General features: G+C 46.3%; 9 protein-coding genes. 8 read left to right on the top strand and 1 reads right to left on the bottom strand.

Annotation, left to right across the window (positions count from 1 at the left end; genetic code table 11):
• The first annotated feature begins 22 nt into the window (after window positions 1-22).
• The 7 genes from OXH39_15680 to OXH39_15650 all read left to right on the top strand — a co-directional run bounded on the left by OXH39_15680 (window position 23) and on the right by OXH39_15650 (window position 10,124).
• Entirely contained in the window at window positions 23-1,387 is a 1,365-nt protein-coding gene (locus OXH39_15680; GenBank protein MCY3551901.1) for a hypothetical protein, read from the top strand.
• A gap of 100 nt (window positions 1,388-1,487) precedes the next feature.
• Window positions 1,488-2,918, top strand: coding sequence for an ABC transporter permease (locus OXH39_15675; GenBank protein ID MCY3551900.1), 1,431 nt, complete (start codon window positions 1,488-1,490; stop codon window positions 2,916-2,918).
• 275 nt (window positions 2,919-3,193) lie between these two features.
• Window positions 3,194-4,627 (top strand): ABC transporter permease, encoded by a 1,434-nt coding sequence (locus OXH39_15670; GenBank protein ID MCY3551899.1) that lies wholly within the window; start codon window positions 3,194-3,196, stop codon window positions 4,625-4,627.
• 255 nt (window positions 4,628-4,882) lie between these two features.
• Entirely contained in the window at window positions 4,883-5,380 is a 498-nt protein-coding gene (locus OXH39_15665; protein MCY3551898.1) for an NUDIX hydrolase, read from the top strand.
• An 18-nt stretch (window positions 5,381-5,398) separates the two neighbouring features.
• Window positions 5,399-6,142 (top strand): DUF1080 domain-containing protein, encoded by a 744-nt coding sequence (locus tag OXH39_15660; protein ID MCY3551897.1) that lies wholly within the window; start codon window positions 5,399-5,401, stop codon window positions 6,140-6,142.
• Window positions 6,143-6,395: 253 nt separating this feature from the next.
• Entirely contained in the window at window positions 6,396-9,512 is a 3,117-nt protein-coding gene (locus OXH39_15655; protein ID MCY3551896.1) for a sigma-70 family RNA polymerase sigma factor, read from the top strand.
• Window positions 9,513-9,554: 42 nt separating this feature from the next.
• The gene (locus OXH39_15650; protein ID MCY3551895.1) at window positions 9,555-10,124 is read left to right on the top strand and encodes a hypothetical protein; all 570 of its coding nucleotides are present in this window, start codon (window positions 9,555-9,557) and stop codon (window positions 10,122-10,124) included.
• On the opposite strand, the gene OXH39_15645 is transcribed toward OXH39_15650, so the two are convergent.
• The gene (locus OXH39_15645; protein ID MCY3551894.1) at window positions 10,121-10,333 is read right to left on the bottom strand and encodes a hypothetical protein; all 213 of its coding nucleotides are present in this window, start codon (window positions 10,331-10,333) and stop codon (window positions 10,121-10,123) included. The two genes, OXH39_15650 and OXH39_15645, sit on opposite strands and share 4 nt — an antisense overlap.
• A 283-nt stretch (window positions 10,334-10,616) precedes the next feature.
• Here OXH39_15645 and OXH39_15640 point away from each other — a divergent pair, with 283 nt between their 5' ends.
• On the top strand, window positions 10,617-13,754 hold the full coding sequence (locus tag OXH39_15640; protein MCY3551893.1) for a sigma-70 family RNA polymerase sigma factor: 3,138 nt from the start codon (window positions 10,617-10,619) through the stop codon (window positions 13,752-13,754).
• The last annotated feature ends 27 nt before the right edge of the window (window positions 13,755-13,781 follow it).

The following is a 13,781-nucleotide window of genomic DNA, read 5'->3' as shown; positions in this document are numbered from 1 at the left end:
ATATAAAAAAGGAGATTTAAAAATGTTAAAAATGATTGAACGATTAAAGATTCATTATCTCAGGTTGTACTTACAAGGCAAAACGATAACACTTTTGTTCGCAACTGTATTGATGGCGATGGGCATGCAACTGTCCCTCCACGCAGGCACAAATCAGTTTCTCTTTGATATGGATGCGATTAAAGATCCGGGCAGTTTGGCGGTGAAACTTGCAGACACACGCGCACCGGTATCCAAATTGATTGCGTCGCGGTTGTCCGAAGATATACAGCGGCTGTTAGTTGGGTACGATGGCGCAAGCGATCCGTCTCCGAAGCTGCAGAAGGCACTGCTTGCAGAGTTGAATCGGCTTCTTCAAGCGGGTCCCCTCTACGATCCCGAACTATTCGCTGATATTGAATTCAATAAACAGATGCAGACACTCATTGCCCAAAATCCAAAAAGTGGAGAAGCATTGGTTCGCCTAAACCGATTCCTCTTGGCGGCTGTTTATCCTTATGAACTCGCAGCATCTATAGTGCAACAGGACGCTAAGCATTCTAAAGGGATTGAGGCATGCCGAGAGAATTTGAGACAGATAAAACTGGCGCGTGAGAATTATTCCAATGCAGATAAAGATCCGCCTTTGAGAGTCGTCATTGGACCGAATCGCTCTTCTAATGCAGATACAAATCCGCAATGGCATCGCGTTTCTATTGCACATACAAATCCGCAATGGCTTTCCGAACTTTCTCCAGAATATTTGGAGAAGGAAGTGCTCATCTGCCCTGCAGATCCAACAGTAGGAACTCCCGGCGTTCTCACCGACGATGCGTCAGACCCAACGCTGCCGTGTAGCTATCTCTATGAGATGCGTCCTTCTAAAAAAGCGGATCAGGAAAGGCTGTTGATGCAGGAAGGTGATATGACTCCCATCGTTCGGTGTGAACATCATCGACTCAACTTAAGTGTTGCTGGGAAACTCTATCGAAACGGACCGCAAAGAACTATCTATAATAGCAACAAGACAGAGTTTTCTGCCTTATCTGACTTTTTACGTGACTTACGGGCACAACACGGAGAGAATTTTCTCAAGACCCAAACAGTCAGAGAGGAAATTAAGGAAGCGACCGAAGATTTGATCCTCAAGGTCTTGCCGAAGGTACTCAATCGCATGGAGGTTAGTATCCTTGAGCAAACTAAACCACAGCTGGAGGCACAATTTGGAAAGGGTATTCTTGAGACACAAATGGGTATGAATATCCTACAACAAGTGACCGCGTCGGTGAAAGATCAGATTAAGGAAAAACTACAGTCGCAACTACAATCGCACCTTGGGGAAGAATTTCTTAAAACGGAAGAGGGGCAGGACATCCTTGAGCAGCTATCGGTGTTGGTATCTCCTTGATGTTCCATTCCGTCTTTCCGGCTCCGTTGGCGAGGTTCTAACCTCGCCTTTTACAAAAAATCAAACGGGTTAACAAATAAAAAACAGAGGAGAAATCACCATGTTAATGACATTGATTCAGAAAGAGATTATGCATCATATTTTGAGCGTCCGGTTCGTCGCTCTCTTGCTGATGTGTGTGTTGCTTATTCCACTTACGCTTTCTATCGGTTATCGAAATTATCAACAGAACCTTGTTGATTACCAAGAAGCCGTTAAATTGGCAAACATCGAGGAAGCAAAGATGAACCCGAAGATGGAACTGAAGCCGGAGTTGGAAGTTTCCAAACTTTTCCTCAAGCCGACACCGCTGAGCGTTTTCGCAAACGGATTAGGGGATGCCCTGCCGAGTTATCTTGGAATGACGCGCAATGGAATTACACAAGGTGCTCCAGCTTTGGTTTCAGATTCTCTTTCTTACCTTTTGGGACATCTTGATCTTCTATTTCTTGTAGGTACTGTTTTCAGTTTGCTTGCACTTCTGTTTACTTTTGATGCTGTTGCTGGGGAAAGAGAAGCCGGAACACTTCGGATTACGCTATCAAATTCCTTGCCGCGCGACCTCTTCCTATGGAGTAAGCTGATCGGTGGTTACTTAGTGTTCGTCGTTCCATTCTTGATATCACTGCTATTCGGTTTACTGATGCTTGTTTGGCAAGGTTTTCCGCTTGGTGAGTCTGAAATTTTTCCACGGGTGGTGAGTCTAACTGTCGTCTCGCTACTCTACATTGGGGTTTTCTTCGCAATTGGAACGGTTATTTCTACCTATTTAGATAATTCCAAGACAGCACTCATTATCGCATTTACGGTTTGGGTGTTCGCTGTGCTCATTACACCGCGTGTTGGGTTCCTCGCAGCGAAATTCATCGCGCCGACCCAAACATCGCAGAGTGTCTATCTTGAAAAGACGGCTCTCCGTGAGAATTTCAATTCAGAGCTTGAAGAAAAGAAAGCGAAGATACACCAAGAATTCTGGAAAGATCGTCAGCAGCCTTCCTTTGATGAACAGATAGCGAATACTATTGCTGGGGGCATCAGTGATGTGGATAAAGAGGTGCAACCGGTTGAAGAGGAATTTCGGCAGAAATTCAAGGAGAGTGCTGACGAAATAGACCGCCGTTACAAACGGGACAAAGCGCGGCAAGAATCTGTAGGTGAAACGCTTTCCCGAATCACCCCGACATCTTCGCTCATCTATCTCACAACAAATTTAACCCAGACCGGAAAGACAAAAAGAGACAATTACTTTCAAGCGGGTCATCGCTATTATGATGCGCTTGATACGGATTGGTTCAGCAAAGTTGTAGATCATATCTCTATGAGAATGCATAGGGTAGAAGATACCGTTACAATCACACAACCACCCTCTTTGGAAATTATGACCTTAGGCGAGGTGCTCCGTCAATCAATGGTGGACCTCCTATTGCTCTGTTTTTTCGCAGTGGTATTGACTACGGTGGCGTTCCTAAAATTCTTCCGTTCCGATATTTAATACAAGTGGTTAGTAATAACCAAATCGCTTGGCGAAATAGAAGCGAAGACCTCCATCGCTGCTGGCGAGGATTGTATCCTCGCCTCTTTAAAATGTGTAAATAATTGTAAAATCTAACATAATCAGGATTTACGCAATGCGCAATAAATTGCGCGACTACGAACCATACTGTCTTTGAGAAATACACGTCCTTCAAGGTATGTCTGTTTGTAGTAAGGCGATTTATCGCCTGTCTGCATAGGTTCTAAGAATAAAAAAACAGAGGAGAAATTACGATGCTAATGACATTGATTCAAAAAGAGATTATGCACCACATTTTGAGCGTCCGGTTCGTCGCGCTTCTGTTAATGTGCCTTTTGCTCGTTCCGCTCACCCTTTCGATCAATTACCGTAGGTATAGCCAGAACCTTGTAGACTACCAAGAGTCGATCAAACGCGAACAGACAGAGGCGAAAGAAAATCCTCCGAACGCGTCGGACCCGAACACGGAGGTTTCCAAGTTGTTCCTTAAACCTACACCTTTGAGTGTCTTTGCGAACGGTTTAGAGGATGTACTTCCGACGTATCTTGGAATGACGCGTAATGGGGTCCGGCAAGGTTCAGCAGGGGTTTCTGAGGCATCCGTTGCGTATGTCTTAGGAAATCTTGATTTCCTATTTATTGTCGGGACAGTTTTCAGTCTGCTGGCACTTCTGTTCACGTTCGATGCCGTTGCAGGGGAGCGGGAGGCAGGCACCCTTCGGATAAACCTGTCAAACCCTCTTCCGCGAGATGTGTTCTTGTGGAGCAAGTTAATCGGTGGATACATTGTGTTTGTCGTTCCATTTTTAGTGTCTTTCCTGTTAGGGTTGCTCTTGCTGGTCTGGCAAGGCTTTCCGCTCGGTGAGCTCAAAGTCGCGCTACCTGTTTTGGGTCTGACGCTTATCTCGTTGCTCTATATTGCTGTATTCTTTTCAATAGGCGTGGTCATTTCAACCTATCTGGATAACGCTAAGACCGCGCTGATTGTCGCTTTTACGTTTTGGGTGTTTGCCGTGCTAATCGCGCCACGCGGTGCGTTTGTGGTGGCTAAACTCGTCGCGCCTACCCGGACACAGCAGGCTGTTTATATGGAAAAAACGGTGCTTCGCAACAACCTGACGAAAGATAGAGATGAAAAAATTTTCAAAAAAATGGCGAAAACTGTCGGGGGTAGCGGCGGTGTTGTTATGATGCGCTCAGACGACGAAAGAATGGATGAAATCAAAAAGCCGATTAACGAGCAGTTTCGACAGGAGTTCCAGAATCAAACGGAAAAAATTGACAGGGACTATCAGCGTGAGAAGGAGAGGCAAGAACATGTTGGAGAGACACTTTCTCGGATCGTACCAACGTCCTCTCTGACTTATGTTGCGATGAACTTGACACAAACGGGTAAGTTGAAAAGGGACGACTATTTCCAAACGGGTGAGCGGTACTACAGTCAAGTTGATGACTCGTATTTCAGGGCAGTTTCAGACGATGCAATGGCACAGGCTATGCAGATATTGCGTCGGGTGAACGATTCTTCTGAATCCGAAACAGACAAAATACCACCGCCGCCAACCCTGACGGAGCCTTCTTTGTCGGACACATTGCGTCGCTCTGCGGTGGATGTGCTCTTACTCGGTTTTTTCGCTTTGGCGTTTACAACGGTGGCATTTCTGAAGTTCTTCCGTTCCGATATTTGATTGAGGGATGCTTTACCCCCAGTTGACGAAGTTTCTGCGGAAATACCGAAGCAAAACACCTGCTATTCCGTCAAGATTTTAGTTATGAAACCTGTGTCTTTGTAGCGTAAACTTTCAGTTTGCGCACGCAGAAGCACAGACTAACAGTCTATGCTACAAAAACCAGCACAATCTAACACATTCTGCTACAAAGGTAGCAACTTAGGTTATTATTTAACCAAAACCCTCTTACGTTAGAAAGGCTTGAAAACGATAATGACAATTGAAGTTCCACGCGCTCATCAGATCTTTGTAAATGCTCGCGCTATCCTTTGGCGCGAAGGAGAAAACGGCATCGAGTACGTGGTGCAAATGCGAGACCGCCCCGGTCAACGACAGAGTTTAGAATTCCCTGGCGGAACAGTAGAGGCGCACGAATCATTGCTGACGGCACTCCGTCGTGAAGTACGTGAAGAAACGGGATTGGAGGTGGAGGAGATTGAAGGGCGAGCAGTAAAGCACTCAGGTATGGAGTCTACAGTAGAATGTCTCGAACCCTTTGCTGTCTATCAGACAACACAGGGTTTCAACGGCATGGGCGTATACTTTCGCTGTCGTGCTAAAGGGGGCTTACTAACGGAAGGCGATGGCACACGTGCCGTCCGCTGGATGCCTGAGGCTGAACTTGCCAGCCGTTTAGCGGACAATCCTGACCAATTCAATGAAATGACAGCCGCCGTCTTGAATTTGATGCGGGAAAAGAAATTGCTCTAAATCGAAAGGAAAATGATTATGAAATTTGTGTCTATTGTAGCAATCCTTTTTCTCTTTACCTGTTCTGTCTGGGCAGGGACGTTTGTAGAAACCTTTGGTGATGGTGATCTGGAAGGATGGAAGGAACTCGTACAGTTGAATAAAGCTCCTGGTTCTTGGGAAATTGTTGACAATGAACTGCACGCCGTAAGCCGTGAAACGTTTGAACGTTTACTTACGACCGGAGATGACACATGGGAAGACTACACCGTTGAGTTTGATGTCAAGCCGCTTAAGAAACACGGTATTTCCAGTATCTCAATTGCTGCACGGGTTAAGGGGACATGGGTAGTTTACTGCAGTGTTGAGGACCCAGTGGTTATAATCGGTGATGAGCCTCCGGTTCACAAACCACGAATAGGTTGTGTAGTAGGCAATTTACACGGCGTGTCATTCGCACCTCTCCACGATGCTCTACATCCACTCTTAAAGTTGAACAAATGGTCACATTTAAAATTAAGGGTCCAAAGCGATAGTTTCACCTTTTGGATTAATCGGGAGCAGGTTATGGAACCTACGAAACTCCAGATTTTCAGAGAAGTTGCGGCTTTTAAGGACTTTCCTGACTTTCGGACGGGTGGTGTGGGTTTCGGTCTTGCGAATTATACGGCGCGCTTTGATAATATCACCGTCACCGGCGATAGCATTCCGAACAGCGGTGGGTTCGTCGTAACGCCTCAAGGAAAACTCGCGACAACATGGGGAGAGTTGAAACAGTTCTAAACACCCAACCCTCTTATGCCCCCTTTCAGTAACGAATGGGAGCCTCCCTACCCTTGTCAGGAGATTATACATATAGAATTGTTTTCCACCCTCCCAAAATTGCTGTTACGCCGTTCTCCTCTCCTTTAATCGTTTCTATTAGTGTCACTTTCCTGACCCTGATTCCCTATCCGAAAAATAATGCAACCTTTTAATACTCAGAATTCGTCACTTTTAACAAAAGATAGGCGAGGCGATTTCGGAGGGGCTTGTAATGGAACAGAAAGATGCCAAACTCATTCAACGGATATTAGAGGGGGACCAGGACGCGTTTTCGCCGTTGGTCAACAAATATCAGAAAGGTGTTCACGCGCTGGCGTGGCGGAAAGTCGGGGACTTTCACATTGCACAAGAGATTGCACAGGACGCGTTTCTCAAGGCATACCAGAAACTCGGAACCTTGAAAAGCTATGAGTCGTTTGGTGGCTGGCTTTATGTCATCGCGTCAAACTTGTGTCTCGACTGGCTCCGAAAGAATCCCCCGCCGGAGCAATCCTTGGAAATTACTGATGCAAGCGAGGTGAATCAAGTGTCATATTCTCGATACATAGCAGGCAAGCAGGCGGCGGAAGCGGATGAGGCACGTCGTGAAGTCGTCAAGAAATTGCTCCAAAAACTGCCAGAAAGCGAACGCACAGTGATGACACTGCATTATCTTGGAGAAATGACGATCAAGACCATCAGTGAGTTCCTCGGTGTTTCGCCGAATACCGTCAAGAGCCGACTCAACCGCGCACGAAATCGTCTAAAGAAGGAGGAAGACATGATTCGACAAAACCTTGGTAGTTTCCAATTACCTTCACAATTAGCAGAAAACATCATGCGAGAAATCTCACGTATGACTCCGACCGCACCTGCTACGAATAAACCGGTGATTCCTTGGGCACTTTCTGCCGCTTCGGCTGTTTTAGTTTTGTTACTGATGGGTGTTGGTACACAATACCTCTCCCGCTTCCAGAGACCTTACGATTTGAATGCGACATCGGAACGGACAGTTGAGATTATTGAGGCAAATTTTGTCTTAGATTCACCCGCGAAACCTGCAGCGCGAAATCAGGCAGGTCGTTCGACTACCCCCGGTAAAAACCCCGGTGCCGGTCAAAAACCCGACGCTCGACTCTTCGCCGCAGCAATTGACGAAACAGAAGTTTCAACACCTAAACCGCAGTGGATACAAACAAAGGGACCGGAAGGTGGTCTTGTTAACGGCCTTTTTACCACAATTTCTGGTGATATTTACGCAGGTACACCCACCAGCCTCTATAAACTCGCGGACGATGCGCGCACATGGAGACTCGTTAATGCAAGAAGTGCCAGTTCACTCGGTATCCAAGATTGGATAGCGGGTGGGATACAGATGACGGAGCATGGTGATATGCTCTACCTTGCCACCGATACCGAAGTATTAGCTTCCACAGATAGAGGTGAGACGTGGAATTCGCTGGGTACCCATTCAGAAGGAGCCCCCAGAGGCTTGGCGGTCACCGATGCGGGGTTTTATATCGCGTTTATTGAAGATATTTTCTTTTCCGAAGATAATCAGACAGCGTGGGTATCATTGAAAGATGGCTTAGAAACCGAGAAGATTCGCGGACTTGTCTCCGTTGAAAACACTGTATTTGTCGGCACCGATACCGGCCTCTATCGCCGCAATGCTGAGGCGTGGGAACAGTTGTCAGTGGGTCCTGCAGATAAACGCGGGCAAAAACTGACCGTCCACGCCTTAGCAGCCTCTGAACACCGTCTCTATGTTGCCGCGGGTTGGGAATTTACAAATGAGATCGGCACCCAAGGCAAAGCGATAATGACAGGCGATAACTGGTGGTCAGTTTATCGCTCAACCGATTTGGGTAATACGTGGTATGCTATAAATCCAAGAAAAAGGACAGAAAATGAGAGAAAGCCGAAGGGCGGAATTTCAACTCTATTTCCCCCGAAGGGTGCCAATTCAACGCCTGTTGATTTTACCTATTCAAATTTCAAAATAATCACGTCTGGCGCTAAAGTTATGTTAGCGCATCCACGTGAACTTTTCTATTCAGTTAATGCTGGCGAGACGTGGACCTCCTTAGATTTAAAGGATAGGTCTGCTGGAATGAACAATATATCGCCACCAATTGTGATGTTGGACGCAGATACCTTCTACAGAGGCAGCCAAACTGGAGTCTATCGCACAACTGACGCAGGCGAATCGTGGCATCAACTTAATACAGGACTCGCTGGGACTACCGTTATGGATCTATTCTCTATTAACGGTAAACTCTACGCCTCTGAAATGGACGGACTTGTCACCTCGACTGACGGTGGTGAGTCTTGGACACCATTTACCGTTGATGCTCCGCCTATGGGAGGTATATCGGTTTTTCGGAGATTTGACGATGCGCTCTATATGAAGGGGATGGCAGTCATAAAACCTCAGATTCTGCGTTTATCTACAGAGGGTGACAAATTTATTCCTATTCCTGGGATCCCTAAGATTTTTGAAAAAGTTGATCCGCTGAATAATGAACTAACGGATCGGTTAAACCGAAAAAACGAGAAGGCAGCACGCGATGTACTCAAGGATATAGCTAACCAAGACCTTGAGAGCGGTGAGATTCTCGATACTAAGGATATTGAGGAGGCAAGTAAAGCAGCGCATCAGATGGTCCAAGAGTCAATTGGAAACGCTATGACATCAATATTCGGAAATTTTTCTGTCAGCGACGAAACGTATTATGTTGAATACAAGCAGAGACTCTTCAGATGGAAATCTGGTACAGATGCCTGGTATGACACCGGGTTAGTAGATAAAGGCGAAAATTTTATTTCATCTTTAATGTCCACCCCTTTTGACTATTCGGCGGGTACTTCTCTTTTTAGTGATGTTTTTAATTCTATGGGTTTCAAACTCGCGGTTGCAAGTAAAACCGTTTACGTTGGAAAAAGAGATGGACATCTCTCTCAATCATTTGATGAGGGGGAGACTTGGAACGATGCCACCGCAGACCTTCCGTTTCCTGTGGAGAAGTTCAAGGCAATTGCCTTTGCGGGATCAACTGTTTATGTAGCAACCGATAAAGGGGTCGCTTATTCAAGCGATGGAACCCAATGGCACGAGGCAGTTGACATTGAAGGCAGCCCACTTGTTATTGAAAAAATTGTGGTAGATGGCACGAAGGTATATGGGACATCCGGACAATACGTGTATCAGTTGAAAGAAAATTCTGACATGTGGAAACGAGTTACACCTGAAATCCCTGATACTGTCTTGTCGTTTGATGTTGATGGCAACACGCTTTATGTTGGAACTTCCAGCAGTGGTGTGCTACGTTTCACGCTTGACGAGTAGTGTGGACTGTAGATTTTACTATAAAATGTGGAGGAAATTGAGATGCGTCAGATAAAATGGTTACTTATTTGTTTATTTATTTTATTTGCTGTGTCGCTGGTTTTTAAGTTCGGGTGTACTACTGAAGAATTCGGCAAAACGGGGTTTGACATCACGTTATCGGTTACCGGTATGACGCGAGTTACATCTGCTTTCAGTGTTATGAGTTCGTTGCAGAAAATTGATAATCTGGTTATCGAAGATGCTACCTACAAGGTAGTGAAAGCAACGCTACCATTTGGTAAGTTGAGAAATGAAGCACAAGTTTCGGTAAAATATACGCCTTCTACGAATGAGGTTTCGTTTAAAAAAGAGACAGATGAACCAACCAAGCCTGTTTTGGAGAATAAAATAGGTTGGCATCTGAAACCCGATGAACCGAAGTACTTTATTGTTGTCGTGCAGGCACTCGCTGGTGCAGATCCTGCTAATGGCGTAAGTGATGTAATTTCAAACCGTGTGAAGGCAGCATTAATCGAGGCTGTTGAAGACTTAGGTTTTGAGGCAAGTGTAGAAAGCATAGAGGTGCGTGAGGCGACTTCTATGAAGCGTTACACGCTCGGATTCAATTAGCGAAAGGTTGGCAAAGCAGTAGGTTGGGTTGAACGGAACTCAGAAGACTGATGTGTTCCCCAAATACCTCTCAAATCCGGTGTGTTGTCGTATGTAATCAAGAACCGAGTGAAACCCAACTTCATACCGTCATTGTCTCGGTGGTTTCCACAAAAATGTTGGGTTTCACTCGGTTTGTGTTTGACGTAACACATATCGACCATGTTCATTTTTCTATTGTTCTTCAGGGTTTTGGTGGTATCCGTTCAACCCAACCTACATGCCATGATACAGTTTTTCTCAAATTGACACCTATGGTGCGGTGTTTTGCTGGAGTGTTTCCCTCCTAACCGCACCAGACTTTGCCAATAAATTACCGTAGGCGCGCTGCCAAGCGCGCCTTTTCATTCGCATAAACCCTCTTTCTGAAAATATCGTTAAATAATGCAACCTTTTAATATCTAAAACCTGTCACTTAAATTAAAAGATGTTAGGATTCCAAAGGAGCTCGCAATGGAACAGAAAGATGCACAACTCATTCAACAGGTACTCCAAGGCGATCAAGAGGCGTTCGCTCTTCTCGTCAACAAGTATCAGAAGGGTGTGCATGCCCTCGTGTGGCGAAAAATCGGTGATTTTCACATCGCTCAGGAAATCACGCAGGACGCGTTTCTCAGGGCATACCAAAAACTCGAAACATTAAAAAATCACAATTTGTTTGGAGGATGGCTTTATGTCATCGCGGCGCGCTTGTGTTCTGACTGGTTCCAAAAGAAATCCTTACCGGAACAATCCTTGGAGGTCACTGATATGAATGAGGTGAATCGAGCGTCATACTCTCGATATGTAGCCCAGAAACAGGAAGCCGAAGCCGATGAGACGCGTCGTGAAGTCGTCAAGGAACTGCTCCAAAAACTGCCTGAGAGTGAAAGGACAGTGATGACGCTCCATTACCTCGGTGAAATGACAATCAAAACCATCAGCGAATTTCTCGGTGTCTCTCCAAATACCGTTAAAAGCCGGCTTAGCCGCGCACGAAACCGCCTAAAGAAGGAAGAAAATATGATTCGACAAAACCTTGGCAGCTTCCAACTGCCCACTAACCTAACAGAGAATATCATGCGTGAAATCTCGCGTATTGCCCCCACCGCACCTACTGCAAATAAGCCGATGGGACCTTGGTTGCTTTCTGCCGCCTCAGCGGTTCTGATTTTCCTACTGATGGGTGTTGGTACACAATACCTCTCCCGCTTTCAGAGACCATACAGTTTAAACGCCACATCGGAACGGACGGTTGAGATTATTGAAGCAGCGTTTGTATTAGATTCACCAGCGAAACCCGCAATTCGGAATCAGGCGGGTCGTTCGGCTACCCCCGGTAAAAACCCCGGTGCCGGTCAGAAACCCGACGCGCCCCTCTTCGCTGCAGCACTCGTTGACGAAACAGAAGTTTCAACGCCTAAACCGCAATGGATACAGACAAAAGGACCGGAGGGAGCCGCGGTCAATACCCTCTTTACGACAACGGGTGGGGACATTTATGCGGGAACACCGACCAGTCTTTATAAATTGTCGGACGATCAGCGCGCATGGAAACTTGTTAGTGCCGAAATGGAAACCTCACGCAGCGTGCAAGATTGGCTAACGAGCGGGGGGCAAATGGTAGAGCACAACGATACGCTTTATGTCGCTACCGATACGGAAATATTAACTTCTACCGATAGTGGTAGCACATGGAACTCGCTCGGCAGCCATCCAAAAGGCGCGCCAGCAGGGTTAGTGATAACCGACGCAGGCTTTTATCTTGGGCTTACTGAAGGAGTTTATCATTCCCAAGATAGGGGCGCATCGTGGATATCTCTGAAAGATGGATTGGATGCCAAGAGGATTCACGCGCTCGCTGCCGTTGAGAACACCGTATTTGCTGGCACCGATAACGGACTCTATCGCCTTGGTGCTGGGACATGGGAAAGAGTGTACATTCGTCCAGAAGGGGTGAGCATGGAGAAACCGACTATCTATGCCTTGATAGTTGCAGAGCACCGGCTTTATGCTGCAGCTGGAGATGCAGAGATGCGATCCAAATCAGGAATGGACAATAACGCATGGTGGTCGCTTTACCGTTCAACAGATTCAGGTGATTCTTGGTATTCTATAGATCCATGGAAGAGGTTAGAGAATGAGACAAAGAAAAAGAGGAAGCGTGGGTTTCCTGTTGGATTTGGAGTCGATCTGGAGATGTTCTCGAAAATCAAGATAGTCGCAGCAGCAGAAAAGGTGATGGTGGTAGACGCGAACAGAGAACTTTTCTACTCTATAAACACCGGAGAGACCTGGAATTCCTTAGATTTAAAGCTGGGATCAGATTACAATATCGCCCCACCTGTGCTGATGTTAGATAAGAACACCTTCTATAGAGGTGTCCCGCCTGGGGTTCAGCGGACAACCGATGCCGGTAAATCGTGGCATCAGTTTAATACTGGATTCGTGGACACTACCGTTCCGACATTGATCGCTATTAAGGGTAAGCTCTACGCAAATTCAATGACTGGATTCGTCACCTCAGTAGACAGTGGTGAGTCGTGGACACCGCTCCCCGGTGGTATTGACCACGGTGTTATTATTAAGGCATTTGACGGTATTCTCTATGTAAAGAGGGGTAATCATATGAATTCACCTTCACCCATAGCTCGGCTATCCACCGAGGACACTATCCCAAAGTTTATCCCTGACATGCCTGCTTTTGGGAAAGTCGGGCCAGGTAATACGGTCCGGACATCAGTAGAGATACCAATGACCGAAGAACTGATGAAGACCCTGCTGGAAGCGGTTACAGATAAGAGTAAGCAAGAGATTGAAGATCTTGATTCTAACCAGTTAATTGGGGCACTCAAGGAGATCAATCCTGACCAATTGAATGAGGCACTTAAGAATAACGTCAATCTTCAGCGGCTAAAAAATGAAGCACTCAATAAGGCACTTCAGGAACAACCCACAGCTGGTATGATGTCGTTTTTTGGTGACTTTGCCGTTAGCAGTGATACTTACTATGTTGAATACCTGCAGCGACTTTTCAGATGGAAACCCGGTATGACTGCCTGGTTCGACACCGGGTTAAAAGATGAAGCCGAACCCCCCTCTCTTTCTAACCTCTATTCTGCTGAGCACGCTGAGGCGACTGATCTTATTCACTCTCTCGGTGTCAAACTCGCGGTGTCCGGTAAAACCCTCTATGTTGGCAAACAGGATGGACACCTCATGCAGTCGTTTGATGAAGGGGATACCTGGAATGATGTCACCGCAGATCTCCCATTTTCTGTTGCCGCTTACAACACAGTCGTCTTCGCTGGGTCAACTGTTTACGTAGCAACAGATAAAGGTGTCGCATATTCAAGCGATGGGACGCGTTGGCATAAGGTAACCGATGCGGAAGGCACGCCGGTTGTCATAGAGAAATTTGCGGTGGACGGCGCAACCGTCTATGGCGCAACGGAACGACAGGTGTATGCATTGAAGGAGAATTCGAGCACATGGGAACAAGTTACGCCGGAAGTTCCAAGCCCGATCATCTCCTTTACTGTTGATAATAACACGCTTTATGTCGGAACGCTCGGTCGTGGTGTACTCCGTTTCCCGCTTGATAAAATTTAGACAAAATTTTCAAAGGAGAGACTGGAG

The organism is Candidatus Poribacteria bacterium (genome assembly GCA_026702755.1).
GTDB lineage: Bacteria > Poribacteria > WGA-4E > WGA-4E > WGA-3G > WGA-3G.
This window is presented reverse-complemented; position numbering and strand designations above follow the sequence as displayed.